The sequence below is a fragment of the Vibrio pomeroyi genome (genome assembly GCA_041879425.1).
Classification (GTDB): domain Bacteria; phylum Pseudomonadota; class Gammaproteobacteria; order Enterobacterales; family Vibrionaceae; genus Vibrio; species Vibrio pomeroyi_A.
The window spans coordinates 1,646,291-1,672,751 of sequence record CP090855.1; the positions used below are offsets into that span (position 1 = coordinate 1,646,291).

At 44.1% G+C, this 26,461-nt stretch carries 24 protein-coding genes; 8 read left to right on the plus strand and 16 right to left on the minus strand.

Features of this window, described 5'->3' with window-relative positions:
- Window positions 1-28: 28 nt before the first annotated feature.
- On the minus strand, window positions 29-934 hold the full coding sequence (gene rimK / locus L0992_23220) for a 30S ribosomal protein S6--L-glutamate ligase (GenBank protein ID XGB69293.1): 906 nt from the start codon (window positions 932-934) through the stop codon (window positions 29-31).
- A 604-nt stretch (window positions 935-1,538) separates the two neighbouring features.
- Here rimK and L0992_23225 point away from each other — a divergent pair.
- Entirely contained in the window at window positions 1,539-3,323 is a 1,785-nt protein-coding gene (locus L0992_23225; protein XGB69294.1) for an SgrR family transcriptional regulator, read from the plus strand.
- A gap of 178 nt (window positions 3,324-3,501) precedes the next feature.
- On the plus strand, window positions 3,502-4,563 hold the full coding sequence (locus L0992_23230) for an MBL fold metallo-hydrolase (GenBank protein ID XGB69295.1): 1,062 nt from the start codon (window positions 3,502-3,504) through the stop codon (window positions 4,561-4,563).
- Window positions 4,564-4,696: 133 nt separating this feature from the next.
- Here L0992_23230 and L0992_23235 read toward each other — a convergent pair whose 3' ends face one another.
- A complete protein-coding gene (locus L0992_23235; GenBank protein XGB69296.1) occupies window positions 4,697-5,131 on the minus strand; it encodes a MarR family winged helix-turn-helix transcriptional regulator in 435 nt (144 codons plus the stop codon).
- A gap of 97 nt (window positions 5,132-5,228) precedes the next feature.
- On the opposite strand from L0992_23235, the gene L0992_23240 reads away from it, so the two are divergent.
- From L0992_23240 to L0992_23255, 4 genes are all read left to right on the plus strand, one after another.
- Complete coding sequence (locus L0992_23240) at window positions 5,229-5,720, plus strand: DUF2798 domain-containing protein (protein ID XGB69297.1); 492 nt, start codon at window positions 5,229-5,231, stop codon at window positions 5,718-5,720.
- Between the two features lie 34 nt (window positions 5,721-5,754).
- Entirely contained in the window at window positions 5,755-6,060 is a 306-nt protein-coding gene (locus L0992_23245) for a DUF3861 domain-containing protein (GenBank protein XGB69298.1), read from the plus strand.
- Between the two features lie 369 nt (window positions 6,061-6,429).
- Window positions 6,430-7,194, plus strand: a complete 765-nt coding sequence (locus L0992_23250) for a hydratase (GenBank protein XGB69299.1) — start codon at window positions 6,430-6,432, stop codon at window positions 7,192-7,194.
- Between the two features lie 240 nt (window positions 7,195-7,434).
- Complete coding sequence (locus tag L0992_23255; protein XGB69300.1) at window positions 7,435-8,793, plus strand: Na+/H+ antiporter NhaC family protein; 1,359 nt, start codon at window positions 7,435-7,437, stop codon at window positions 8,791-8,793.
- Window positions 8,794-8,849: 56 nt separating this feature from the next.
- Here L0992_23255 and L0992_23260 read toward each other — a convergent pair whose 3' ends face one another.
- Entirely contained in the window at window positions 8,850-9,665 is an 816-nt protein-coding gene (locus L0992_23260) for a helix-turn-helix transcriptional regulator (protein XGB69301.1), read from the minus strand.
- Window positions 9,666-9,751: 86 nt separating this feature from the next.
- Here L0992_23260 and L0992_23265 point away from each other — a divergent pair, with 86 nt between their 5' ends.
- Window positions 9,752-10,948, plus strand: a complete 1,197-nt coding sequence (locus L0992_23265; GenBank protein XGB69302.1) for an MFS transporter — start codon at window positions 9,752-9,754, stop codon at window positions 10,946-10,948.
- A gap of 89 nt (window positions 10,949-11,037) precedes the next feature.
- Here the strand turns inward: L0992_23265 and L0992_23270 are convergent, their stop codons facing one another.
- The 3 genes from L0992_23270 to L0992_23280 all read right to left on the minus strand — a co-directional run bounded on the left by L0992_23270 (window position 11,038) and on the right by L0992_23280 (window position 14,730).
- A complete protein-coding gene (locus L0992_23270) occupies window positions 11,038-12,198 on the minus strand; it encodes a multidrug effflux MFS transporter (GenBank protein ID XGB70416.1) in 1,161 nt (386 codons plus the stop codon).
- Window positions 12,199-12,481: 283 nt separating this feature from the next.
- Window positions 12,482-12,862: a hypothetical protein gene (locus L0992_23275; GenBank protein XGB69303.1), complete on the minus strand. Its 381-nt coding sequence runs from the start codon at window positions 12,860-12,862 to the stop codon at window positions 12,482-12,484.
- Between the two features lie 155 nt (window positions 12,863-13,017).
- Entirely contained in the window at window positions 13,018-14,730 is a 1,713-nt protein-coding gene (locus L0992_23280) for a pseudouridine synthase (protein XGB69304.1), read from the minus strand.
- A gap of 305 nt (window positions 14,731-15,035) precedes the next feature.
- Here L0992_23280 and L0992_23285 point away from each other — a divergent pair, with 305 nt between their 5' ends.
- On the plus strand, window positions 15,036-15,488 hold the full coding sequence (locus L0992_23285) for an NUDIX domain-containing protein (protein ID XGB69305.1): 453 nt from the start codon (window positions 15,036-15,038) through the stop codon (window positions 15,486-15,488).
- Window positions 15,489-15,505: 17 nt separating this feature from the next.
- On the opposite strand, the gene L0992_23290 is transcribed toward L0992_23285, so the two are convergent.
- From L0992_23290 to L0992_23335, 10 genes are all read right to left on the minus strand, one after another.
- Window positions 15,506-15,943 carry a bifunctional diaminohydroxyphosphoribosylaminopyrimidine deaminase/5-amino-6-(5-phosphoribosylamino)uracil reductase RibD gene (locus L0992_23290; protein ID XGB69306.1) on the minus strand — a complete coding sequence of 146 codons (438 nt, stop codon included), beginning with the start codon at window positions 15,941-15,943 and terminating at the stop codon, window positions 15,506-15,508.
- Between the two features lie 170 nt (window positions 15,944-16,113).
- Window positions 16,114-16,680, minus strand: coding sequence for a nucleotidyltransferase family protein (locus L0992_23295; GenBank protein ID XGB69307.1), 567 nt, complete (start codon window positions 16,678-16,680; stop codon window positions 16,114-16,116).
- Window positions 16,677-16,967: an antibiotic biosynthesis monooxygenase gene (locus L0992_23300; protein ID XGB69308.1), complete on the minus strand. Its 291-nt coding sequence runs from the start codon at window positions 16,965-16,967 to the stop codon at window positions 16,677-16,679. Before L0992_23300 ends, L0992_23295 begins: the two co-directional genes overlap by 4 nt.
- A 979-nt stretch (window positions 16,968-17,946) precedes the next feature.
- Entirely contained in the window at window positions 17,947-18,804 is an 858-nt protein-coding gene (locus L0992_23305) for a hypothetical protein (protein ID XGB69309.1), read from the minus strand.
- A complete protein-coding gene (locus L0992_23310) occupies window positions 18,804-19,658 on the minus strand; it encodes an ABC transporter ATP-binding protein (protein ID XGB69310.1) in 855 nt (284 codons plus the stop codon). The genes L0992_23305 and L0992_23310 overlap by 1 nt, the downstream gene beginning before the upstream one ends.
- On the minus strand, window positions 19,655-20,026 hold the full coding sequence (locus tag L0992_23315) for a GntR family transcriptional regulator (protein XGB69311.1): 372 nt from the start codon (window positions 20,024-20,026) through the stop codon (window positions 19,655-19,657). Before L0992_23315 ends, L0992_23310 begins: the two co-directional genes overlap by 4 nt.
- A 225-nt stretch (window positions 20,027-20,251) precedes the next feature.
- Window positions 20,252-21,994, minus strand: coding sequence for an EAL domain-containing protein (locus tag L0992_23320; protein XGB69312.1), 1,743 nt, complete (start codon window positions 21,992-21,994; stop codon window positions 20,252-20,254).
- Window positions 21,995-23,004: 1,010 nt separating this feature from the next.
- Entirely contained in the window at window positions 23,005-23,535 is a 531-nt protein-coding gene (locus L0992_23325) for a hypothetical protein (GenBank protein ID XGB69313.1), read from the minus strand.
- A gap of 178 nt (window positions 23,536-23,713) precedes the next feature.
- On the minus strand, window positions 23,714-24,193 hold the full coding sequence (locus tag L0992_23330; GenBank protein XGB69314.1) for a type II secretion system GspH family protein: 480 nt from the start codon (window positions 24,191-24,193) through the stop codon (window positions 23,714-23,716).
- Window positions 24,194-24,452: 259 nt separating this feature from the next.
- Window positions 24,453-26,447: an EAL domain-containing protein gene (locus tag L0992_23335; GenBank protein ID XGB69315.1), complete on the minus strand. Its 1,995-nt coding sequence runs from the start codon at window positions 26,445-26,447 to the stop codon at window positions 24,453-24,455.
- Window positions 26,448-26,461: the final 14 nt, after the last annotated feature.

The following is a 26,461-nucleotide window of genomic DNA, read 5'->3' on the forward strand; positions in this document are numbered from 1 at the left end:
TTTCCAATCATGAGTTAACGGCGTTTAATCAGCCTTTGCCACGAGTACGGTTAGCGTTTGGTTTTGCATTTTTTTCGATGAATTCGAAAATCATGTCTGCTACATCTCTACCTGTCGCTTTCTCGATACCTTCTAGGCCTGGAGAAGAGTTCACTTCCATTACCACTGGGCCATTCTTAGATTGTAGAATATCTACACCACATAGGTTTAGCCCCATGATTTTCGCCGCGTTGATCGCTGTAGCGCGCTCTTCTTTAGATAGTTTAACCAGTTGAGCTGTACCGCCACGGTGCAGGTTAGAGCGGAATTCACCCTCACCAGCTTGACGCTTCATCGCTGCAATTACTTTATTGCCAACAACAAAACAACGAATGTCTGCGCCATTTGCTTCTTCAATGAACTCTTGAACCAAGATGTTCGCTTTTAGGCCCATGAACGCTTCGATAACGCTTTCTGCTGCTTTGTTTGTTTCTGCTAGTACAACGCCGATACCTTGAGTGCCTTCAAGAAGCTTGATAACCAGTGGCGCGCCACCTACGTTTTTGATCAAGTCTTGAATTTTGTCTGGGCGGCTAGCGAAACCTGTTTTTGGTAAGCCAATACCTTTACGAGACAACAGTTGTAGTGAGCGCAGTTTGTCGCGAGAACGACTGATTGCTACTGACTCATTGATACAAAAAGTGCCCATCATTTCGAATTGGCGAACAACCGCAGTTCCGTAAAAGGTAATGGAAGCGCCAATACGTGGAATAACAGCATCGTATTGAGGTAGCTCTTCACCCATGTAGCGAATCTTCGGATTGTTACTCGCGATATCTATATCACAGTGCAGCGTGTCGATAACATCGACCTGGTGACCACGTGCTTCTCCAGCCGCTTTTAAGCGAGAAGTAGAGTATAGATTTTCGTTGCGAGAAAGAATTGCGATACGCATGGCGTTTCCTTAGTTAATACCTGATTGGTAACTGCAAATAAATTAGTTGTTAGCTGAGCTTTCAGTTTTTTCTGAGGCTCCTTGCTTGCTTCGGGGCGAACCTTAAGGCTTTTCGTTTAACTAAGAAAACGAATTAAATTTGTCGAGTCGACAACAGAAGTTTATCGAATGGGTGAGCTATTGGTACGGCAGGCTTGAGAGGGGATTTAGAATGGAAAAGCGAGTTGAGACCTAACTCATATTGGGGGTAGGAGCATATTAGGTTGTGCTCAACTCGCGTTAACTCGGTGCTAAAAAGTGTACTAATAACGCCAGTTACATAGCTCTATAAGTGTTCGTAGTGCTTCTCTTTCGAGCTTGCTACAGGTGCTTTTTAACTTATTAAGATAGTATTTTCTCATGATGATTACTTCTCTTGTATTAGGCTTTGGTGGGAACTCAACATTCCCTGCTGACCCAATAATTATGGTGTTTTAATAGGAAGTAATAAACAGATAGGTTTTTATTAAGTTGTTCCTGTTTTCGTCTTTTATCGCTACTTTTAAGCTGATGTGTTTTATAATGGGCTTAATCAGGAAGGGTTGTTTCTAAAAAGGTTCATTATTTGTCTGATCTAAACATGATGCGTTACTACACGCGGCTAGAGTCGTTCGAGCCAAACATTTCTCACTCCGTGACCTTAACGGAAGTGGCAGATAAGTTGTTTACAAGCTTGCGCCACGCTCGAACCCTGTTAGGCAAGATGCATCAAGCTGAATGGGTGGTGTGGGAACCAAAAGTTGGCAGGAATCAACGTTCTAACTTAACACTGCGTTTTAGCAATCCAGAACTGGCTCAGCATGTCGCGAGTAAGTTAATAGAGCAGGGCAAGTATGAAAAAGCGCTCTCGATTCTAGATAACGACCGCGCAATATTTGGTTCTCTTCTTCAAGAAACCTCGGGCGCGACAATGCGTGAAGGGCTGCTGCACGTACAATTAACCTATAAACGTAAGTTTGAAGACCTGTTCCCACACCATATTCACCGTAGTAGTGAACGATTTTTGATCCGGCAAGTATTCAGTTGCCTCGTCACTTGTAATGGTAAAGGCGAGTTGAAGCCTGAGCTAGCACACCATTGGGAATATGATTCTGAGCAGTTGGTTTGGACCTTCTATTTGCGCCCCGGACTAACCTTTCACGATGGACAGCCCGTTGATGCTAAACAGTTAGTCTCGCTGTTTTCAGCCTTGCAAACCTTACCTTTTTATCAAACAGAGTTAGCTCATGTTGCTTCGGTTTACAGTGAGCAGCCGTTAAGGATCAGCTTCCAACTCACCAAAGCAGACACTGGCTTCGCGGGCTTGTTGGCTGGCGTTAAGTATTCGGTTCAACCCGCAGCGCAAGTGACCCGTGAGCCGTCACCATTAAGCTCTGTGTCTCACGCGGTGGTGGGCACAGGCCCATTCAAAGTGGTCGAAACCAATAATGAGCGCATCAAGCTTGCTGCATTTGAGCACTATTATGGTTGTCGTTCTTTAACGGATGAAGTGACCATTTGGCAGTTCGAAGAGTCTATGACAGGCAGTGCTCGATTTGATGATAGCCAAATGCAGGTGTCGCCGTATGAAGATTCGGCCTGTTTTCATCAGTTAGGGAAAAGTGACGTAGAACTGGTTTCTGCGGAAACAGACGGTCTTCGTAGCCGAGTTGAAGATGGTTGTTTGTTTATCTTGTTCAATCAAAACTCTGTGTCGAACCCGCTAAGCGACGAGCAGCGAAAGTACGTTTCTGGGCTTGCCAATCCACAAGCTATCTTGTCTCAATTGGAACAAAATCAAGGCTTGTTCAGTGTGTCTCTGGCTAAGAACATACTGCCAAGTTGGCAGAAACTGTATCGAACCCCTTCGAAAGAGGTCCAACTACCTAAGAAGATGAGCATTGCCGTTTATAATTACTACGCGCTCTATCGTTGTGCTATTTGTGTATCAGACATCCTTAAACGATATGGGGTGGAAGTTGAGGTAAATACCTACAGTTTTCGCGAACTGGCGCAGCTCTCGCAGAGTGGTGATTTAAAAGAAGACTTGGTGCTGTGTAACTTAAACCTAGACGATAATGCGCCATCTTCGTTGTTCTCGTGGTTAATGAACGATCCTGTTTTGCACTCTGCATTGGGACATATGAATAGCGAATGGCTCAAGCAGCGTTTAGATCATCACAAAGCGTCGGTAGAACTGCCCAATTACTTAGCAGAGCTAGAGCCCATCGCATCGACATTGATCTCGGATTATTGGTTAGTGCCAATGTTTCACCATCTACAAACCGTGCGTTTCCAAGGCATCTTGAAAAACGTAGCCATCACCAACTGGGGATGGCCCGACTTCAAGAATGTATGGTCGGCTGACTAACCTTACCTACCAAATAGAGTAACTCCTCTCCAAAGTCGGTTTTTCCAAAATCGATTTTGGCACGCTCACGTTTAGATAAAATAAAAATTACACTCATTGGTTTACTTTTTGTTTTTGGTATGTAAACTAGTCAGTGTAGTTTTGGGTTGGGTCTTTCCCAACGGTTGAAGAGATACCAATGAAAAAATATCTATTACCGATTTTAGGAGTACTTGCCGTGGTCGCTATCGTAAGCACAGGTTCACAATCAAATGACAATCTAGATAAGCTTCCGAAGAAGTTTGCTAACAGTGAGTTAGAGTACAAATCGGGCATGTCTGATATTTTTTCAATCTTGAAAGCGTATGTAACCGTGGAAAGGAATGAGCCAGTGCCGCGCGCTGCATTGCCTTTAATGCCGATGACAGCCGAGCAATTGATCGAAGAGACAGAAGACGTTGCGTACCGCTTAGGTCACTCAAGTGTGATGATGAAGCTGGATGGCAAGTTAGTGATGACGGATCCTGTGTTCAGTGACCGTGCATCGCCCGTTCAATGGATGGGGCCAAAGCGCTTCCACCCAACGCCAATCTCACTACAAGAATTACCTGATATTGATGTGGTAGTGATCAGCCATGATCATTACGACCATTTAGACAAAGGTGCGGTTAAAGTATTAGCCGACAAAGTAGGGACATTTTTGGTGCCACTCAGAGTTGGCGCACTATTGGAAAAGTGGGGCGTGGATAAAGAAAAGATTATTGAGTTGAACTGGTGGGAATCGGCAACAGCCTCAGGTATCGAGTTCACTTTGACGCCGACACAGCACTTCTCTGGCCGTGGCTTACTTGACCGTGACCAAACCCTATGGGGTAGCTGGGTGATTAACGCTTCAGACAAGAAAGTATTCTTTAGTGGTGACTCTGGTTACTTCAATGGCTTTAAAGAGGTTGGCGAGCGTTTCGGACCGTTTGATTTAACCATGGTAGAAACAGGCGCTTACAACTCGCTTTGGGCAGATATTCATATGTTCCCAGAACAAAGTGTTCAAGCACACATCGACCTTCAAGGTAAGGTGATGATGCCGATCCACAACAGTACGTTTGACCTTTCTATGCACGATTGGCAAGACCCAATGGAACAAGCATTGGCGATAAGTAAAAAGCGAAATGTACAGATGGTGAGCCCTGTTATGGGTGAACGACTCGTCATTTCAGAACCAGTACCTGTTCAAGCCTGGTGGAAACTGGCATCGAATTAGAGCTTGTATCCAGATAGATATAGCTAAACCGCTAAACTGTACAAACCCAGCTCATACACAAAACGCCACCGATCGTAGGATTCGGTGGTGTTTTTGCTTTTTGAAACGAGTGACTTCTTCGAAAGGGATTCTTCTACTTAGCGCAATCTTCCAGATTCTTAGCCATTTTGTTGGCGACCTTTCGGAACTGTTCTAGTTCATCTTCGGCCATGCCTTTGGTCATTCTCTGCAGCATCTCTCGATCAATATTCGAGACCTTACCCATGATCTCTTCACCCTTATCGGTCAGAACCAACAGTTGGCTACGCTTGTCTTCTGGGTTTGGAGACTTCTTCACAAGCTCTTGATTGATCAATGCGTTAACTAATCTCGTGACCTGCGCTTTATCGCGATTTAAGAAGTGCGCGATATCGATAGCCGTACATGGAGACTTCTTAGTAATGATCTTCATGACACGAATATTCATGGGTGCGATCTCAGAATCCAAGCTCTCAATCTGTTCGCTCATTTGACGTTTCAAAGAGTGCACTAAGCGAAAGATAGACTCTAGCGATGTGTTATCAGACATAAACGATCCTCAGAAATGTAGTTGACAATATCAACTACTTTATTTATAGTTGACATTATCAACTTAATTGTTCGTAAATTCAAGACAGGAAATAGATATGACGATTCAAGCAACACTAACGCCAACTCTTCCTGAGCAAAAAGGCACACCCGTTTTATACAAAATTTTGGTCATGATGAGCTTAATGCTAACCATCGGCGGCAGCTTAACGGCCGTGATGACCTACATGAATGTCGGATTTGGTGAAGCATTCATCGGCAACTGGCTCTCTTCCTTAGCTCTAGTTGTCGTGATTATGATGCCAATTGGCATGGTGATGATGACTTTGGTGACTAAGTTGGTCGCCAAGGTATTACCCAATTACGGCGAGAAAGCTCGCAACCTAATCGTGGGATTGATTATGGCTTTTATCATGGAGTCCATCATGGCATTTGTAACAGCGGCAAATAACATTGGATTTTCGGATACATCGGCGTTTACCAGTGAATGGTTTAATGGATTTATTGCCGCACTTCCCATTGGCCTTGCGATCATGGTCGTGATGTCGATGACGGTTAAACCTAAGCTCGAACGATTCATGAAGAGCTAACCAAAACACTTTTTAAGCATTTTAGGAGATCCACATGAAAGCATTCACAGGCAAACACAATAACTACCGTATCACTATCGAAGAAGTGAACATCGAAGAAGATCGTGAACTGCAAACCATGCAGTTTGAAATTGAAGACAGAGAAAATATGTTCGCGATTGTTGAGAAGATCAAACAAGACAGCGGCTTAGACGAGCAATCAGCAGCGCGACTAGGAGTGAGCATTCGCTTGCTAGGCCCATTGATGATGCAAGATAGAAAACACCCTCTGTTTGTTGATTTCATGCCTCACTTCAGAAACTTCATGCAGAATCTGAAGAAGACGTTGAAAGGGCAGTAAAGCCTGATCATCAGTAATATGCCTAAAAGCCAGTAACGAACTTACTGGCTTTTTTTATATCTAATACCAATCGTAGTAAATAACTGGTCAGCCTAGCTGGTTAAAACGCTCGATAACTGCGTTATAATTTTTGATTGTAGAATAACTACTTATCAAAAAATGATGCCTTGTTCTCAAACCTTTTTCCGGCGCTATTTCTGAACACTTTCTTACTGTGATTGGTATAAATCAAAATAGTTTCAGTTGTTTGCGTCTAGAATATGCGAAAATTGAGGGCTGAATTTTCGGTGTTCCATCGTTGTTGAATTGTCTATTCAAGCTTCAATAAATCCGATATTATACGAGTCATAAAACTAAAGGTGGTATTATATGACAAATGTATTTAAGCAAGCGGCTGAAGAACTGCTAAGTCGCCGTGTCGCGGGAACGAAAGCACCAAGATTGAACGAACAGTACCGTCCGAACAACTTGGAAGATGCGCTAAAGATCCAATCATCAATGATCGATCTCAAGAGCGACAAAGTTGGGGGTTGGAAGTGTTTACTTCCTCTGGCAGAAGACAAGTTTGTTGTTGCACCTATCTTCTCGGGTAGTGTTCAACAAGGCGAAGTTTGCCAACTGTTTGCTGACAACGACGTAGTGCGTGTTGAGCCTGAAATTGCATTTACGCTTGCTAAGAGCCTACCTGCAAACCAAGAAGGCTACAGCGAAGAGCAAATCAACGATGCGATCGGTTCTTGCCACATGGCACTTGAGCTGATGCAGTCTCGTTTTGCTGATGACAGCGGTGCAGAGTTCTACGAAAAGCTTGCTGATGGCCTAGTTAACCAAGGTTTGTTCATTGGTCCAGAGATTGATCGTGAAAAAGCGTTCACTTCTGCTGAGATCAATATCGAAGTGACTCAAGGCGAACAAGTTCAAGCATTCGCAGGTAAGCACCCAAATACATTACCACCAAGCCCAATCTACTGGCTGATTAACTACATGACTCGTCGTGGCGTTGATTTCCAAGCGGGTGAAGCAATCATCACGGGTTCATACTGCGGTATCGTGGAGATGGGCTTCGATAAGCCAACGACCTTCCACTACGAAGGTATTGGTGAATACCAAGTGACGTTCCAACAAAAAAACTAAGCAAGCAAAGCCTAGCTTCTGTGTAAACGCTATTTGTTCTCGAAAAGCTATCGGTTCTAGAGAAGCAATCTGTTCTCAAAAGGCTATTTACTGGTGAGTAAATAGCCTTTTCTATTATGTGATGTTCAATGGTGTGCTTATTACTTTGCATTAAATCGGGCGTTTAGACGTCTAGACGTTGACAAGCCTTAAGTGTGACATTAGTCTGCTCACCTTCCTGTTCTATTGTGTTGTCGTTCCATGTCCAATTCGAAAAATTCTAATGCGGTAATTGCCCCTTCGGCAGTGGCGCTTATCCCTCTGATCGTGTTCCTAGCGCTGTTTATTGGCGTAGGTACATACTTGTCACTGCAAGGCGTCGATTTTGCTTTTTATCAGCTTCCAGCTCCGATTGCGGCTTTACCTGCTGTGATGTTGGCGTTGTTGCTAAGCAAAGATAAATTGAACCGTGCTATCGAACAGTTCTTGGGTGGAGTCGGTCATAAAGACATTATCGCAATGTGTATGATCTACCTATTGGCGGGTGCTTTTGCGGCCGTGGCTAAAGCGTCTGGCGGCGTTGACGCGACGGTAAATCTTGGTCTATCTGCGATTCCGACAAGCATGATCCTACCGGGTATCTTCCTAATTTCTGCGTTCATCGCGACAGCAATGGGTACCTCGATGGGTACTATTGCCGCGGTAGCCCCTGTTGCACTAGGCATTGCTGATTCTGCTGGCATGAGCATTCCACTAACAGCCGGTGTTGTGTTAAGTGGCGCGATGTTTGGTGACAACCTTTCTATCATCTCTGATACCACGATTGCCGCGACACGTTCGCAAGGCTGTGAGATGAGAGATAAATTTAAAGAGAACATCCGTATTGCACTTCCTGCTGCATTGATTGCGATTGTTATCTTTGCTTTCAACAGCACGGCAACTCAGGTTCCTGAAACCGGTCCAATTGAGTGGCTGAAAGTTCTGCCGTACATCACTATTTTGATTCTTGCAGTTTCGGGCATGAATGTGTTCGTTGTGCTAACAATCGGTATTCTGCTGGCGGGTGGTGTAAGCCTAGGCTCTGTTGAGAACTATGGTTTGACGGATTACGCTCAAGATATCTATGCAGGTTTCGGTAATATGCAGGAAATCTTCCTACTATCGATGTTGATTGGTGGTTTGAGTGAGCTGATGCGTCGCCAAGGCGGACTTGCGTTCCTGACTAACCTTGTAAGCGGTGTGATTCGTGCGTTTGGTTCTTCACACTCTAAGCAAGCGAATGGTCGTGCGAGTGAGCTAGGCATTGCTGGTTTGGTGTCTATGGTTAACATGTGCACTGCAAACAACACAGTAGCGATCATTGTGTCTGGTAGTGTGGCTCGCCAACTAGCGGAAGAGAACAACGTGTCTCCGCGTCGCTCAGCAAGCTTGTTGGATATCTTCTCTTGCGTAATTCAAGGTGTGTTGCCCTACGGTGCGCAGGTACTGCTATTAGGCTCGGTGTTCAACCTATCGCCGCTAGAGATTGTCTCTAACTCATACTACTGTTTTGCACTGGCTATCGTGGCTGTGGTTGCTGTGTTTATCAAACATCCAGCTCGTCAAACTGCAACTGCATAATAAAAGCTCGTTTCTATAAGAAGGCGTCGTAATCGGCGCCTTTTTTGTATCTATTACTATGCTGTCGATAAAGTGTCACTGAAAAACTTACCAGGAGTGACTCCAAAGTTGAGTTTAAAGAGCTGATTGAACGCACTTAAACTGGAAAAACCACAGCTTAAAGCAACGGTCGTAACGGGTTGATTATTTGCCAATAATTTCAACGCACTAAACAATCGAGCTTGCTGTCGATAATCGATAAATGACATCCCTAAATCACTTCTAAATATACGACTCAGTGTTCGACTGCTGACGTTGGTTCGCTCAGCCCACTCCTTCAATGATTGATTACTTGCCGGATCTTCTAAGATCGCTTCGCAGACTGGCACTAAGCGTTTATCGGAAGGGATCGGAATATTCACAGAGGCTTGCGGTGCGACTTTCAGTTGATCTAATACCACTTGTATCAAGTTTCGATAAGGCTGACTGAAGAGATCTTGATCTTCCTGTTCGGCATACCCAGAAAGGTGATTGATGATCTCCCTCAGCATGGCTGATATGTTGAGCACACAACTTTCACTGGGTAAGTCGAGATCGATGTCTTGATGCAGGTAGAGGTTCTTCATCTCTGCATCGCCATACATGTAGACCTTGTGTTTTTGATAAGCGGGAACCCAAACCGCGCGTTGTGGTGGAATCAACCACAAGTCATTTTCTGTCTCTACCGCCATGACACCACTGCGTGCGCATACTAATTGATGATAACGGTGGAAGTGCCAATCGATAACAAACCCATTCGAATATGATTTGGGAACCACGACAGCAGGTCGCTGATCAATGTCCAAGGTAATCGCATTTGACGTTGAACCGATGGCTTTGGGTGTTTGGCTCATTTGAGTAAAATATTGTCTTATTGTGGTCTATGAGACAAATAATAGACAGTTAAACTTCTGATGTCACCGACTAATAAGGTTCTATCATGAAGCGCTTACTCAATTCGTTATCTCTCAATCTTGGCCACGGCCTCAATCATTATGTTTTGCTTATTTTCCCAAGTGCCGTGCTTACGTTGCATTTAGAGTGGGGGATGGGCTATGCCGAGCTTTTGAGTGTGGGCAGTGCAGCAATGATTGTTTATGGCGTGATGTCTTTACCCGTAGGCTGGCTTGCCGACTATTGGAGCCGCACCGGATCAATGAAGGCATTCTTTTTTGGTACAGGCACAGCAGCAATTGCAACTGGGTTTGCCCAAGATGCTTTTCAAATTAGCGTTGGCCTTTGTGTTATCGGTTTGTTTGCTTCTATCTACCATCCTGTTGGCACTGCACTTGTTTTTGGTTCTTCCGAAAAAACGGGTAGAGCGATTACCGTTAATGGCTTGTATGGCAATCTGGGGTTAGCGCTAGCGGCAGTAGTGACTGCGTATTTATCACAGACATTTTCTTGGAGGCTGTCATTCATTCTCCCCGGCGTTGCCTGTATTTTGGTGGGCGTAGTGTACTGCTTTGTGTATGACGTAAAATCATGCCAGCGCAAGGTGAAAAAGAATGACAAAGCGCAGGGATTAGCTGCAAATAAGATTGCTCGTCTAATCGTCTGTATTGGATTGATAGCTTTTGTCGGTGGCCTTGTTTTTCAAACCACGACGACATCTCTGCCTAAGGTGTTGAACACAGAACTGACTTCATCAATTGGCTTCTCAGGAGCTCTAACGACGTTCATTTTTGTGTGTGCTGCTTTCATTCAGTTGTCGATCGGAGAGCTGATCGAGCGTATGTCAGTCAAAAAGCTGCTGGTATTGATTACAGGCTGTCAGTTGGTGTTTTTGCTGTTAGCAACAGTAGTACAAGGTTGGTGGCTTATTCCCGTGTTTATGGGGCTGATGCTTAGCACCTATGCTCAAATCCCCGTTAATGACTGGTTGATTGGACATTATTCAGCACCAGCGTGGCGCTCTCGAATCTATGCTCTGAAATACACCTTGAGCTTCAGCACCGCCCCAATTGCCTATTGGCTTATTTCTTCTGTCTACTCAGCAACAGCAGGGTTCACCGTAATGTTTTTGATACTAGTGATAGGAATGTTCACTGCGGTGTCCGCGGCATTCTTGATTCCGAATTTATCTGCCCACAAAAATGAGCCAGCTCAGAACACACTATCGAAAGAAGATTGTTGATACTGAATGACTTTGTTCGAGGCTAAACCTAAAAGGAAACCGCCCAAGTGGGCGGTTTCGTGTTTTGTATTGAGGTTGCCTGAACAGCCTTAATTCAGCTTCGTTGTCACATACTCTTTGTTTCTGACCATTAACCACATCAAGCCGCCTAGGGTGCCGACGGATAATTGGATAAAGCCGAGGTTTTCAATCAGTGAGTCTGGGCGGATCGAAACTAAGACCATGCCTAGCGAGCCACAAATCATGCTAAAGAATTGAATCAGTGCAACTGCAGAGCCTGTGTCGTGGTCTTGTTGATTCAGCATCAAGTTAGTGCCGGGCACTCGCATGATGATGGCCATTAAAGTGGCAGGGGCTGCGATGAAAGCAAAGAACCAAGGTGACAATCCACCGACAGTTAGCGTGAAGATTCCGGCAATCGCCAGTAGAGTAAAACACCCGGTAATGACTTTTTGAACTGGCATTCGATAGGACAACTTCATGTAAATGGTTGGCCCGAATGAGGCGCACATTGCGTTGAATGCGAACGCGTAGCTGAACTGTTGTTCGGTGAGCCCGAAGTCATTGATGTAGATATAAGATCCGGCAGCCAGAAAGCCCATCAACGCCATTGGTGTGATAGAGAAAATAACCAGTAGCTTGACGAACGAACGGTTTTTCATGACCACGCCCATTCTTCCCCATGAACGGAACATAGAACCTTGGTACTTGGTTTCTAGCGTCTCTCGATAGCAGAACGCTAATACTGAGGCGAACGCACCAAAAATCGCGAGAGTGACGAACATCATTCTCCAAGATGCGATTTTCAGTAGGAAGGCACCAAATACAGGCGCGACCATCGGCGCGATGATCACTAGTGACATGATGGTCGCCATGATCTTTTCGCGTTCTCGCCCCTCATAAAGATCTTTCACAATGGCGGTGGCAATAACAGTGATGGCACTGCCTGCAAACGCTTGAAAGATGCGAGCGCCAATCAATTGCTCGATGCTGTTGGTCATTGCGCAGATTACGCTCGCGACCATATAGCTTGCTAAGCCAATCAATAGGATAGGCTTACGGCCAAATTTTTCGCTCAACGGTCCCCAGAACAACAGACCTACAGCATAAGTCACGAAGTAGCTGCTTAGGGTTAGGTTAACCATCGATTGATCGGTATTGAACACCTCGACCATTTGCGGAAGTGCTGGCAAATACAGGTCGATGGTCAATGGAGGAAACGCACTGATGATAACGAGGAAAAATAGCATACCGGTCTTACCCAGTACTGGTTGTGGTTTCTTCAAGGTCTCTCCCCGTTATCCAAGAAAAGGTTTCTAATGGATGTGATGTTGTGTTTCAGAAGGCGTAAGGCACATCAGACATTAAGAATGGATTCGCTAAAGAAGGTGGCGAAAGTCTCTGGGATACTATCTGGGCGCTTAATTGTATTACAAAATATTATCACTCTTATAGTTAATGAGTTCAACCAGTTAGTGAGTCGGTTAGATTGTCATGTTGAGCGATAGATTGTAGTCGCTGTGATTCAGTTTGCTATCTTTTTCTCGGACGCTTTTCTACCAAGCCGTTGCGCTCTAAGCCGCGTCTTACGCTGCTGCATAGTTTACCAAAACGACGCAGTTCTTCGAAGTTTGGTCCTTGTCCGGTTGAAATACTGTGTTCCCAGTACATCAACTCACTGTCGACCATCTCCAATAATTTCTTAGAGCAACCAGAACAGTTACCTTTTGGACCACAGATAAACGTCTCTGATTCGTAAAGGGGGAGTTCGTTTTTCACTTCTTCGATTAGATTCAACATCGCCGAGTTTAAGTCTGGCTTTTTGCTCGTGAGTGGTTTCAAGCTTAGTGCTTGAGACGCCACCATTGAAGGGGTTTGTGTGTTGGATTGTGAATTCAAAGCAGCTGATGACATATCAAAGGCCTCAAGGAAAGAAGAAGAGGGGCATGCTACTCTTCACAAGAAAGTGAACCTTGATGTAGTGCAATAAGCGTGGATATATACCCAAAAGAGGTAGGAGCCACAATCGTTGTGACTCCTCTTTTAAGGCTTGTTACTAATGAGAACCCTTAGAATTCAGCGTCAAACTGGAACTCCATCCACTCTTTGGTGACTGGGTGATGAAGTGCAAGCCTTTCAGCGTGCAGGTGAAGACGGTCAGCTTTGTTGCCATACAAGCCGTCACCAACGATAGGCATGTTAAGCCCTTCTTCGTGTGAACAGTGAACGCGCAATTGGTGAGTACGGCCAGTTTTCGGGTGCAGATAAACCTTGGTTGTTGCTTGGTTTCGCTCAATCACTTCCCACTTGGTTTCAGCTGGCTTGCCGTATTCGAAGCAGACAATCTGACGAGGACGATCGTACAAATCGCCACGCAGTGGCAAGCGAACATAACCTTCATCTTCCGTTAGAACACCTTCAATCATCGCTACGTATCGCTTCTCGACTTCACGAGTAATGAACTGCTTCTGCAAGCTTTTGTTCGCACGTCGTGTGAGGGCAAATATCAGAATGCCAGAGGTCGCCATGTCTAAGCGGTGAATAACAAATGGCCCTTCAACATCAGGGTGCATTTCTTGAACGCGAGTATAAGCCGAATCTTTGATGGTTTTGCCCGGTACAGATAGAAAACCGGCTGGCTTGTGTACCACAACGATGTGATCGTCTTGGAACAAGATATCGAGGTCTTTGCCTTCTGCAGGATTTTCTAGTAATGGGTTGGGATCGACTTCTAGACCTTTCATCATGTGGCCTAAAATCGGTACACACTTACTCTGACAAGAAGCGTAGTATTTCTTGTGCTTACGGATTTCAGACTTCGGTGAACGGCCCCACCAAAACTCAGCCAGTGCCAGTGGCTCATAGCCATTCAGATACGCATATTGCAGAAGCTTTGGCGCGGCACATTCGCCAGAACCTGCTGGTGGAATCTTGTTTGGCGTATTTTCAAAGATCTGGTTAAGGTCTTCGACATTGCCTTCCGCATTTTGGAAAGCATATTGTGAAAACAGCTTGTGCTGAAGTTGATGAGAGATGTGTGCTCTTTGCTCTTTGAGCTCAGCTAATTGAGTCGTAAACACGTCAACTTTGCCTTGAAGCTCATTCAGAGTTTGTTCCCAGTTGAGCTTAAGGTATTTCTGTTGATTCTTGTCGGCAACACTGGCTTTGTTTAGCTCGTTATTTAGCTGTTCGAAAGCTTGCTCATCAAGGTTTTCTTTACCTTGTTCACGTTGTTCTTTACGCGTTTTTCGACCTTCAATAATCAACAAGCGTTGCGCTTCAATCTCTTGTTCTGCCTGTGCTTTCTGCTGTGCTAACTGTTCACACAGATCCAGGTATTCAGCGTTCACTTGCAGGGCTTTAAATTTCGCATTCACAGCCATCATGTCAGCCGTGTCTTGATGGAAAAAGCTGTCACTGCTCAACATATCGAATACGGGGGGCACAAAATGGGGCAGTAGGTTTTGGTCGGCTATTTTCCCAGAGAAAGCAGAAAAGTAACCCAGCTCACCTTCTGGGCTTCTTACTAACAACACACCAAACATCTTGCCGCGACCGGCATCAGAATCGAGTCCGAAGTCATGTTGCCAATCGGTTTGTGTTTCTAGGTATTGTTGAAGCTGGTGCGAGGCGATTTCACACAGTGGGTGCGGTTCATAGTAGAACGGGAAGGTGAAACGCTCAGGCAACGCATATGACTCTATCGGCTGTTGAAAGCGAGTGAAGCAATGCTCAGGTGTGTGGCTGTTTTCTGAGTCGTGCGTTGGTTTTGATGAGTGCATATTGTCGTCTTACTTCATGGTGATAAATGGCTGTGGATCTATGGTGTATGCTTTGAGAGCTTAAACACAGTACAAGGCGGCGATTCTACTCTTTATCGAAATGCGCCTCAAATAAGAATCGCTCAATGACTGGGTACGAAAGCTGTTCTTGGACATATTAGGTTTATTCTTTGGCACAAAACCTCAGCAGTTGCGCTTGATACTCATAAATTGATGAGTGGCGTCTCGTTTTTAATCATAGAAGACAACTTCGCAAACGAAGGGTGGTAGCCTTGCCGCCCTCTTGTTCAACCTAAGGTAACATTATGATTCCACTCAATACTTCGATTGTATCTGGTGTCGCAATTTCTGAGATCGACGGACAAACGAAAATGCTATTAATGAAGCGTGTGAAAGGCGAGTTTTGGTGCCATGTCGCAGGCTCGATTGAAGCTGGTGAAACAGGCTGGCAGGCTATTGTTCGTGAGTTTGAAGAAGAGACACAGATTCAAGTACAAGACTTGTATAACGCTCAGTTTCTAGAGCAGTTTTACGAGGCGCACGTGAACGTGATTGAGTTAATCCCAGTGTTTGCGGTTGTATGTCCGCCCAACCAAGCGATAGAACTGAATGACGAACACACTGAGTACCGTTGGTGTAGTTTAGAGGAAGCGAAAGCGCTCGCGCCGTTCCCTAACCAGCATGCGGTCTACGATCATATTTGGTCATATTTTGTCGATAAACCAGTCAACCCGCTTTACCGAGTGAAACTGAGCTAGCATTGGCAATTTAAGAGTTAAGACTTACCAAGATACGGGGTTAAAAAGGCGCTCACTTGCGCTTGGCATAGCCCTATATCCACTTTCACTCCGTGCGATTCGAGTATCGCTATACCACGACCATTATTGCGTGGGTCAGGGTCTAACATGGCAACGACGACGTGTTTTACACCTGCTTTGACCAATGTATTGGCGCAAGCGGGTGTTCTGCCAACAAAAGAGCAGGGCTCTAAAGTTACGTAAGCGGTAACGCCTTCCATTGTTCCATCCGTTTCGTCGTCATATCTATTCAGTGCTTCGACCTCGGCATGGTTGCCACCGACTTTTTGTGTGTACCCAACAGCCACCACCTTATCGTCTTTGACCAATACACAGCCTACTGGCGGGTTTGGTTGGCAATCAGGTAGGGCTTGGCGCGAAGCTTCAAGAGCTTGCAACATGTATTGTTGGTTCATGGTCGTTACTCTGTATGACGAGGGGCGCAGCAGTTGGTGAAGTGCGCGTTTAATGAGTGACTAAGCTAATAAGTGGAGCATATTCGATCTGATTGGACTTCGAGTCAATGGTTTTTGCTTTGAGTTCGACTGCCAGTTAATTGGTGCCAATGACTGACTTTGGTCGATAGCTAGTTCTGGTCAATCGTGTTTCCAATCGTTAACTTGGGCCAGTGAGTTAGCCAGTTTTTAGATTGAACCCGTTGGTCAAACACATCTCTGTTGCGATTGGGATTCGGGGTGATCTTTAAATCAAACAAACTCTCTAAACCAAAAGCCGAGATACACTCGATCTCTCCATCGCAGTTTTGTTTTACGGCGATCGCCGTCTCTTTTTCAGGCCAATAACTCATCGCATCTAATGAGCTTTGGTAAGGCTTGTCTTTGTTTCTGATGTGCATGTTGGCTTGATTACGAACTTGCCAGTTGAGCTCAGGTAAACTCTCTTGAAGCTGGGCTTCGTATCGAATAGCCGATTCGTAAGGGGTGTCATTGCGATCAAAGTAGATCACATCAATGTCATTGAGTGGTGTAGGGGCGTCAAAACCATGTAGGTGATCCCAGACTCGATTCCTCACAAAACCAGCGGCGACATAGCATTGTGGTAAACCCAGTTGAGATACACACTCTAATACCTGCATTCGCAAGAGATCTTGTTTGATCAATGTGATGACACGTGGGGCTAACGGGTCTGTCATTGTGGTGTGGTCACGTCGGTGACTTGATAATGACGAGTTACGTTCTTTGAGATCTTACCCCATTCAGAAACTTTGACGCGTTGCTGGTGGGCTTCGAACGCATCACGGCTCGTGAATTCCTCGTAAACTTCAAAGCGATTCGGTTGAAGTGTGCTTTGACTCACTCGAAACACGATACAGCCGGGTTCTGACAGCGTGAGTTCTTTATGAACAACCAACGCTTGTGTGACCGCTTCTAGGTCGTTGTCAGGCACGAGAATATGCCCTTGTAGAATGACTTTACTCATTATTACGTCCATTTAATTTTGCCCATTACTCGCTTTTTCCAATAAAAGCGCCGTCCGTTACAAACATAATCCCATTTTGAGTTTGTGTCGTATAGGCTAATGTGAATAAAAAATGGTCAATACAGTTGTAATCAAGGTTACACCGTAACTTTAATTGCTGAAGGTGATAAGTTAATAGGTAGGAAAGGTAAGTTATTGGGAACTTAATCTGCGTTGGTCCGGTCTATTAAACAGGTATCATGGAACTGTATTGGTACTGAAATGAATTTGTCATCTGAGATAACTAATCTTAATTTCGAACAACGGCTCATCGGATTAAATTGAGCCATAGTTGATATCTAAGTCATACTTTGATGTAAATGGTACTTAAAACCCTATATGTTTTGTGATTTGTATCATTGATCTGGCCGTCAAACACCGTTAGATTCGAATGGTTGGCAATAAAAAATAGCTCAAGAAGAGCAGTTAAAGAAAAGGAAATATCCCTTATGAAAAAAATGAGAAGAGCACAGCTTCATCGCGTTCGTATCCAATACTGGAAAGACACGTCAAAAGAAGCTTCAAAGAAATAAGCTTTATATCTAAACCTATAAAGTTACAAAGCTGAAAGCGAAAAGGCTTTCGAACAAAACCCTCAACTGGGTATGTAAAACGCAACAAACCGATTTCAATAGCACTCTCAAGGACCTTCATCTGGTCGGCGACTAAAGAAATCATCCCCAAAGAGCTGGCAGGCATTAACAACAATGCAATTCAATGTCAGCTCATTAATACCCCCTCTCGTTATACCTACTTCACTTAATTCTTACGCACCAAAATCAACTCGCACCTGCGACTAAATCTTTTTTGCTATTCAAATCATTGAAACGTATTACCCCTCAAAGAAAGTGCCACCCAATAAAAAAGCTCCCGATTTCTCAGAAGCTTTGATTTAGGTCTTGTGTGTGGTGATGAGCCTTGTGGCTCAAGCTCGATGACTCTAGCGTTGGAACAGCGTCTTCAAGCTAACATCGTCGGTTCTGTTTAACTTAAGGCTTAGTAGATAACCGCCAATGCCGAGCAGTACGTAAATAGTTAAAGACAGAATCGAAACTTCTGAAAGTGCACTGAATGGGTTGCTTGTTGTCAGCACTTTCATCGGCAGTGAAGCGATGACAGAAAAGAAGTCATTGATGCCATAGAAACCGAATAGCGCGATAGCCAACCATTTAATTGCAAAGCTTGAAACAAAAATGACAAGCAGCGGAGAGTTAACCAGTTGCGAAATCGCCAGAGTCATCGTTGCCAGTGGCAATAGAACTAGCGCAACCAGCAGCATACGACCAAAGAACACCATCCAGTTGCTGAGTACGTAGAATAACGACTGCTGCTCAACTAACAGTGCTAATGGTTGTTCACTCGATAGATTCAGAATCCAGAACAGAACATCAGCAAATAGAACCAATAGCGCACAAATAGCAGGGATCACCACTAAACCGAAACCTAGCTTCACGGCGTGAGTCATGGCATTCGATACAGGCATACTTCTCCAAAACATCGAACTGCCTTCTTGGCGCTCTTTACGCAGTGTTTTAGGGATGTAAAGCGTCGAAAGCAACAGTGAAATTAGGCCCGCGCCAAAGTAGATCACTGAATTGAGATCTCGTGAGAAGTCTCTGTGCATGCTGCTTACGTCGCCGTTAACCTCCATTTGGAAGAAAAAATCGTGTTGTGCTTGGCCGCTAAAGAACAAGCTAACGAAAAGCAAGAAACCACATAACCCGATAAACAGAGGCAGTCGAGTGTTAATTTTATGCTCGATAAGTTCTTTTTCTAGCATGTAAAAACTTGGGTGCATTATGCCTTCTCCGTCTGTGTTGCAAGGAATAGGTCCGCCAGACCAACGTTGTAGATGTTACCCAATGATTCAACCTGTTCTTTGTACTGACTTTCCAATAACCACTTAGTTGTTCCTAGCCCCGGTTGTGAGGTCAGTGGATTGAGCTTCTGGATCTCATTAGAGTGGTTGTTTGCCACATCGATAATGAAGTAGTCGTTCTCGATCTCTTCCATGCTCTTTTGCATCACACAGTGACCTTGTTTCAGAATCAACACATCCGTTAATAGGTGTTCGATCTCTGAAACTTCATGGCTGGCGATGATCATCGCGCGTTCACCGTCGTGGAACCACTCTAGAAGATGGCGATAGAAAGTATCGCGGTAGAGTAGATCTAGACCCAACGTTGGTTCATCTAAGATCAAGACTTGAGTATCCGTCGCGATGATGACCGCAAGGTGAAGTTGTACCTTCATCCCTTTAGAAAGCTGTTTGATCGTTGAAGAGAGCTTAATGTTGGTGCTACTTAACGTCTGTTCTGCTTTTTGCTTGTTGAAGCTTGGGTGAACGCCTTGGGTGTATCGAAGCAGTTGTTTTACTGTCATCCACTCAGGCAATACGTTCACATCTGAAATGTACGATAAGTGCAGCATGAGTTCAGCGTGCTGGTGGATAGGGTGGTAGCCATTTACTTCAATCTCACCTTGATAGTTGTGCCCACCAAGCAGTGATTTGATCAGTGTCGATTTACCCGCACCATTGTGGCCAAGTAACCCAAGCACTTGCCCCGGCTTTAACTCAAAGCTGATGTTCTCGACACCTACTTGATTTGAATAGGTTTTGGTTACGTTTTTCACGGAAAGTAAAGTACTCATGATTTGTCCTTGATGTGTTGTGCTAGCTGTTTCACGAGTTCTTCGACACTCATATCAATGATGCCTAGCGTCTCAGCGATGGCTGGGATCTGTGTGTTAATGAAAGTTTGGTGTGCCGACTCTTTCAACTTTTGCAGTGCGCCTTCGGCCACATACATGCCTTGGCCGCGCTTTTTCTCTACCAAGCCTTCATCCACCAGTAACTGGTAGCTTTTCATGACAGTAAGGTGGTTGATTTTGAGATCGGCAGCAACGGCACGTACCGAAGGCAATGCTTGTTGCTCTAACCAAATACCTTGAAGAATTTGGTCACTGATCTTGGTAGCAAGCTGCCTAAAGATCGGTTGGTCGTCTTTCCATTCGGTCATAATCAAAACTGCATGGTGATATACATGTGTATAACACTAACCTTTTTATTCGAATTGGCAAGGGTTTTATAGAAATAGATAGAATGTTTTTATGGTTGAATGGATAGTGTTTGGCTGAAAGGGAGCCTGAAGCCGGCTTCCTTGCCGGCTCTCAAGCAGTTGTATCAAAGGTGGTTATTTGAATTGGAAATCATTGTTTATCTGCATTTCAAATAGGGTGAGGCTTTACTCTTCTGAGTTACTGGGTCTGCTATACAAGTAGCCTTGATGCAGGTTGTAGCCCAACTGACACAAGATATATTGCTGCCTGCGCGTTTCGACACCTTCGTAAATCATCGTGATATTAGATAAGCGTCCGATCTCTGAGATGTTAAGCAGCACACCTTGATGGTGCTCACCTGATTCGATGTCTTTAACAAAACAACGATCCAGCTTCAGATAGGTTGGTGAGATAATACCGATGATCTCGATGTTGTTATTGCCTGTTCCAAAGTCATCCAATGCGATGGTGATCCCCAGCTTTTTGATCGCCTTGATGTTGTCTATCACTTCACATCCATAACCAATGTTTGAGTACTCAGTTATCTCAACCACAAATTCATTCGCTTCCATCGCGTCTAAATGCACTTTGAGTTTTGAAAAGTTATTCCCGACTAAAGCACTTGGGCAGACGTTGACACCGTAGATCTCATGGCTGTTGTTCAACTTGGCGTTTCTGACCGTTTCGATAAGTAAAATCGTATGAAACGTCAGTAGGTTGGTGCGTCTCATGGTGTTGATGAAGCTCAAAACGCCGACATTACGCACCCTAGACAACAACTCGTAGTACAAGACGGTGTTGTCTTCGGTGTTGATGATTGGCTCTTCTTCAAACGAAATGTGTTTCCAACGATACAGGTAAATAAAGAAACCTAAAATATATGAGTGATAGAGTAGGGTAGCGAGCAGCAGTGAGAGTGCAACCCACAGTGCAACGATATCGTCACTGTAGAAAGTGATTGAGGCACCGCTCGGTAGCTCAGAAGTATAAATCGGCTGACTGTTATCTCCGAGGTTGAGAATGTAGTAGCCATTCTTTTGTATAGAGACCGAGTCAACCAGCAGAGGCAACAGTGAGTTTCTGTAACGCGCCTCAATAGAACCTTTGGAAATTCGAACCGTCAGATCGATATCATTTTCTGGGTCACTGAAACGCGAATAAGTGAAGTCGCCACTGTCGTAGAAGTCATCAATCTTATCGAGTTCCACATACTGTGAGCGGCTTTTGGATATATAGCACGAGCCATGAGGGGTGGTCATGACGACCGAGTCGAGATTGAGTGAGTGCCTTAATGAATGCACCGCTCCAGGGCTGTCACAGCCGTAATCCATTACCTCTTCTGCAATATGTTTGGTGTTCCCACTGTATTCATCTGCAATTTTCGTTGTATAAAGGATTTGGAAAAAGTAGACAACGAACAAGAAGAATGACGTTGCGGTGAATACGGTTATCAAAGCCCTGATCAACTCCTTGTGATAGGTGTTGAACATCAGCTTGAGCATCTCTATCTGGCTGGGTTTGAACTGGTTGATGTTGTCTTTGGGCGCTATGCGGTTTTCTGAGCTCTTATCGAGATCAATAAAATAGCCAACCTTATAAAGGTTAGAAATGAGTTCACTATTATTATCAACCTCGGCTTCTTCACACAGATTTCGATATTTCTTTCTTATAGACGCGATAATATTCTTTAATGCGTATAAACTGAACTCTTCATCAAAATGCGATTTAAAAGACTCTTCAACATCTCTAGCTGATTGAGGGTTAGAAATTGAAGCATTCTCAATTAAATATTTGAAGACAAAACTCTCTTTACTATTAAGAGTTTCCTCTGATATCTTATTACTGTCTCTTTTGATATATATTTTTTCTTCATTATAGATTAGTTGCAAGCTCTCATTATTGTTATTTATATTGAAAGAACAGTGCATAGCTCAACTCCTAAGCGATAGTTATTATATTTGTGTGATTGATATGTGATGGCTGGGATTGTCATTCAACCCAAGAGTCCGTTCTAAATAACATAACTAAAATGTCACCATTTCCTCTTAAGATGTTGATACTAATCGCAGAATCTGGGCTGTAATGAAAGGTTATAGAGATGTTCACCCAAAACTTGAATTTATAAATGAAAGCCGATGTTTTACAAGAGACAAGGGGGATTTATCCATTTGTTTTGGTATTTATCCATTCGTAAGCCTCTATATCAGCAGTTTTAACCATAACTTTAGTGATTGCTAATGTAGTTGAGCGTGGTATTTGCGGTGGTTATTGATGAGGCTGATTTATCAGATTTTTTCAGGATAAAATTTAATTACAATGAAATAGGTAATATTAATATCATTTAGTTGAGGCATTATATTTCTTTATTTAATGATGTTTTTAATTGATACTAATGTCAGTAGTGGTTTTGCCGGGGTTTTATGAATAGGCTTTATCAATTAATGTAATGTTATTAAAATCTTGATTTTTAATTTTAACTAAGAAAGGTGAAACTCAAAGCGTTAGGTCGATTGAACTGTGATGTTGATTCCACGATTAAGCTGTTTTTGGTTAGTGTTTGTGCTCTATTTTGTTGAAAGATATTTCAATTTGATATGAGTTAGGTTTTTATAATGCCTGTGTCACTGGAAAAACCTTACTATATTAACGATTTGCTTCAATAAACATTCTTTTTGAGTGAGTTATAACCAGAAAGCAAAGGTGGCTTTTGATTAATTAATACGCACTATCAAACATAGTTCTAAGTAAGTCGGTTTTGTTTTATTTACAGCGCTGAAAAAGCCCCTAATTAGACGGGCTAATAGGAGCTCTCGGCAACTTTTTTTGAAGACTTTCTTGTGACGCCTTTTGTTTTAAACGTTCCTTTGGCAGCTTTTTTTCTACCGCTTTTTTGACAAGGAACTGAAGATTAAAGGCTAAAGACTAAATGCCAGAGAGGCTAGAAGTTCAAGCTTGCGGTAACGCGCACTACGTCTTCTTCAAATGGTGCTGTGCCCCCTGAACCATCTGGCACCATTGCTGAATCATTGATCTTACCGTAATCCACCGTTAGGCCTATCATGCGCCAGTTTACCGTTGTACCTATTGAGCCATAGACGTTATCGATATTGAGGCCGTTAGGTGAACCATCGTCAAACTCCACATCTGCATTTAGATAGTTGATACCAATTTTAGGGATGATATCGAACTCGGCGATTTCAAACTTATAACCGATGTTGGAGTACAGGCCCCATGCATCTTGTGAGTTTGACGGTTCTAAATCTACCGCTTGTGTACCCAATGAGAAACCACCACCGACAACGATATTGTTCGACAATTCTTTACTGTAGCCGAAGGTCGCGAGTTCTTGATTGCCGATGAAAGTGACACCAGCTTCAATAGAGTTATCGCGGTCTTTTGCCAATGCAGACAATGGGATACATACCGTTGCAATAACGATGGCTGGTAAAACGAAGGTTTTCTTTTTCATGATTCTCTTTCTCATTTTGTCAGGATGGAAAAAGTCTACGCAATAATGAGGCTCAAATATGAGTCGCGGCACAGTCAAGAATGAGCTGAAAAAGACCTGACATTAAGCGAATAAAACTCACCTAAATATGGAGATCAAGGTAAGGTTTTATGGTTAGGCAGTGAGCGGTAGATGTCGTTTAACATGCACCGTCAAGAACGACGATTTGCGGTTCTTTTTCCGGTTGATAGAGTACCTGGCAAAAATCGCCGACAGGTGAATAGGTGTAACTCTCCGTATCAAAAGAGATAGCAGCGACTCTTTCTGCATTGCTGCCTTCCTCGACTTCTTTGTTGTTTACGTAGAGTTCTGCTTGGTCAATGTTAAGCAGGCGTCTTAAGGAATCGACATAAGCGATTGGGTAACCATGGCAGACGTAGTAGGTTTCAATCTCAGTCTTTTCAACGTAGTCACATTCTCCTTCCACACCAGCAATCGCAGACTTCGCATAGATCATGTCGATACCCGTGCGAAGGTTGCCAGCCACATCGTGTATTTTGCTCGCGCGCGCACTGCCCTGAATATCTAAGAATTTGACCAAGGCCGTGGCAGAAACCACCGCTAAGATCAGTACAGCGACGATAAGTTCTAAGAGAGTGAAGCCGTTTTGTCTGCTCATATTTACCAACGAATGAATCTGATTAAGTGACGGTTTGAGGGTAATCGAAATGCTAAAACCATTACAGAGAGTAGGTGTAAGTACAAGCTGATGGTCTAATTCGAAATTATGATTAAATCATTAATTAACAAAGGGTTATGTGTGTGTCTTTGTTGTTTTGCGTAATGTAAGCCTACGTAAGCGTTCACATTGGTGCTGTTACCTTGTTTATTAATCATTCAAAGTTCTAACTTGTTGATAAAAAACTTTATTAACCGACTTATCGAACGAATAAAAATTGGCTTTCGACTTCGTTTGACGGGATTGGCTTGCTAAACAAATACCCTTGAAGGTATTGGTAGCCACAGCCGATTAAGAAGTCTTTTTGTGTTTCGGTCTCGACGCCTTCAGCCACCACTTTGAGCCCCAACTTGTCGCAAATTGCGTGGGTCGCTTGGACAATCGCTTTGCTTCCTTTGTGTGAGCCGTGAACAAAGCTTTTATCGAGTTTTACGGTGCTAATTGGTAAGTCGTGCAGCATAGAGAGGGAAGAGTAGCCAGTGCCGAAATCATCAAGGTGGAGTTCAACGCCTAATTTAGAGATGTCGCTTAATGCTTGCCTTACTTCACCATGCTTGAAAATCATCGAAGACTCAGTGATCTCAAGTGCAATGTTTTGAGGTTGGATATTGTAGAAATTGAGCATCGCAGACAGCTGTTCAGCAAAGGTTGCGTGCATCTGAATACTCGAGATGTTGATGCTCATCATCAGCTCGCTATCAAACTCTCGATGCCATATTGATAGCTGCTTCAGTGCTGAATTGAGTACCCACTTTCCGAGTGGCACTATCTGCCCAGTTTCTTCCGCCAAGGTGATGAATTCATCAGGGCCAATGTTACCGAGCTCTTTGTCTGACCATCGAAGTAGCGCTTCAAAGCCCTTCACCTTGTCGCTGTTGGTGTTCATGATCGGCTGATAATGCAGATCGAGATCTTCGTTTTCTAGGGCTTGGGTTAATCGATGGCGGATTTCTACTTTTCGGTGAAGCGTTTGTGCTAAGTCTGGAGTGAAGGTTTGGAAGCGGTTTCGACCATTGGCTTTAGCAATGTGCATCGCCATTCCCGCTTGTTTGAGCAATGATTCTTGATCCACGGCATTATCGGGGAAATGTGCAGTACCAATGCTGCAACCGACAGAGAGCGTACCAATACCTCTTATATGAAAGCTTCGGTTCAAGGCATCAATAATGCGCGTGCAAAGCAGTGGGATATTTTGATTTCGGCAGGTGTGGGCGATCACAATAAATTCATCACCACCGAATCGGCCAATCATGCAGGTCTCATCAACGAGCTGCTTTAGACGTTCACCCACTTGTTTGAGTAGTTGGTCACCGACACTGTGCCCGTAGGTGTCATTAACAAGTTTGAAGCCATCAAGATCAACGAACATCAACTCAAAAGGCGAGCGATAGGCAATACTGGTTTCTAAGAGGTTGGTGATTCCACGACGATTGTATAGCTCGGTTAAACAGTCGTGCTCTGCATTGTATCTGGCCTTGATCAGCTTCTCTTTCTGTTTGGTGGTACAAGTCAGGTTTAACAGCAGTTCACTCTTATCAAATAGCCATTTTCCCTGCACATCAAAGTGGTGGGGTTTATCATCAATATGGCAGCTGACTTCTTCTAAAATCTCTCGCCCTTTGCGTGCAGAGAACAACCAGTGGGCTGCAATTTCTTCACTTGAAACAAAGTCGGAGAGGGTGGAAAACGGTACGCCATAATTCTGAGAAAAAGCAGAGTTAGCACTCACTACCGCTCCCGTTCTATCAAATAGAAGGGAGAGGTTTGAACCGTCCGAGCAAGCGAGGTCGTGCTTTAGGCTACCTTCTTCCGCGACGACTTGTACCAGCATGCCGGTTCGTCCGTCTGGCAGTGGGATCCCAGAGAACAAACACAGTGCTCGTTTAGCTATGTACTTGGGCGTGAAGTTCCACCAAGTTTTGATGCTTTGATTTCGGAGAAACTGCCTTTGGTACTCTTCAAGTGTTGCTTCTATCGCCTTAGACATCTCGACACTAAAATCACGTGACGTCAGCTCAAACAGAGATTCAGACTCCCAGAGAGGTAGGGCACTGCTGTTTGCCCAAGTTATTCTCTTATTATCAATGTCATATATCCAAATAGGACACTGGAGATACTCGAAGGGCTGATAACTTGTCATCATATTGAACTCGGCACACGGATATTTGGGTCGAACGAAGCCCACTGAACTCATGCCGTCAGTAGGCT

Coding starts and splice junctions, on each gene's coding strand:
- L0992_23315 (XGB69311.1), bottom strand. CDS start 20,026: ATGACCGAATGGAAAGACGACCAACCGATCTTTAGGCAGCTTGCTACC.
- L0992_23330 (XGB69314.1), bottom strand. CDS start 24,193: ATGAGCAGACAAAACGGCTTCACTCTCTTAGAACTTATCGTCGCTGTA.
- L0992_23245 (XGB69298.1), top strand. CDS start 5,755: ATGAAAGCATTCACAGGCAAACACAATAACTACCGTATCACTATCGAA.
- L0992_23320 (XGB69312.1), bottom strand. CDS start 21,994: ATGCACTGTTCTTTCAATATAAATAACAATAATGAGAGCTTGCAACTA.
- L0992_23280 (XGB69304.1), bottom strand. CDS start 14,730: ATGCACTCATCAAAACCAACGCACGACTCAGAAAACAGCCACACACCT.
- L0992_23265 (XGB69302.1), top strand. CDS start 9,752: ATGAAGCGCTTACTCAATTCGTTATCTCTCAATCTTGGCCACGGCCTC.
- L0992_23325 (XGB69313.1), bottom strand. CDS start 23,535: ATGAAAAAGAAAACCTTCGTTTTACCAGCCATCGTTATTGCAACGGTA.
- L0992_23255 (XGB69300.1), top strand. CDS start 7,435: ATGTCCAATTCGAAAAATTCTAATGCGGTAATTGCCCCTTCGGCAGTG.
- L0992_23230 (XGB69295.1), top strand. CDS start 3,502: ATGAAAAAATATCTATTACCGATTTTAGGAGTACTTGCCGTGGTCGCT.
- L0992_23270 (XGB70416.1), bottom strand. CDS start 12,198: ATGCTATTTTTCCTCGTTATCATCAGTGCGTTTCCTCCATTGACCATC.
- L0992_23290 (XGB69306.1), bottom strand. CDS start 15,943: ATGAACCAACAATACATGTTGCAAGCTCTTGAAGCTTCGCGCCAAGCC.
- L0992_23260 (XGB69301.1), bottom strand. CDS start 9,665: ATGAGCCAAACACCCAAAGCCATCGGTTCAACGTCAAATGCGATTACC.
- L0992_23235 (XGB69296.1), bottom strand. CDS start 5,131: ATGTCTGATAACACATCGCTAGAGTCTATCTTTCGCTTAGTGCACTCT.
- L0992_23240 (XGB69297.1), top strand. CDS start 5,229: ATGACGATTCAAGCAACACTAACGCCAACTCTTCCTGAGCAAAAAGGC.
- L0992_23275 (XGB69303.1), bottom strand. CDS start 12,862: ATGTCATCAGCTGCTTTGAATTCACAATCCAACACACAAACCCCTTCA.
- L0992_23285 (XGB69305.1), top strand. CDS start 15,036: ATGATTCCACTCAATACTTCGATTGTATCTGGTGTCGCAATTTCTGAG.
- rimK (XGB69293.1), bottom strand. CDS start 934: ATGCGTATCGCAATTCTTTCTCGCAACGAAAATCTATACTCTACTTCT.
- L0992_23300 (XGB69308.1), bottom strand. CDS start 16,967: ATGAGTAAAGTCATTCTACAAGGGCATATTCTCGTGCCTGACAACGAC.
- L0992_23295 (XGB69307.1), bottom strand. CDS start 16,680: ATGACAGACCCGTTAGCCCCACGTGTCATCACATTGATCAAACAAGAT.
- L0992_23305 (XGB69309.1), bottom strand. CDS start 18,804: ATGCACCCAAGTTTTTACATGCTAGAAAAAGAACTTATCGAGCATAAA.
- L0992_23310 (XGB69310.1), bottom strand. CDS start 19,658: ATGAGTACTTTACTTTCCGTGAAAAACGTAACCAAAACCTATTCAAAT.
- L0992_23250 (XGB69299.1), top strand. CDS start 6,430: ATGACAAATGTATTTAAGCAAGCGGCTGAAGAACTGCTAAGTCGCCGT.
- L0992_23335 (XGB69315.1), bottom strand. CDS start 26,447: ATGAGTTCAGTGGGCTTCGTTCGACCCAAATATCCGTGTGCCGAGTTC.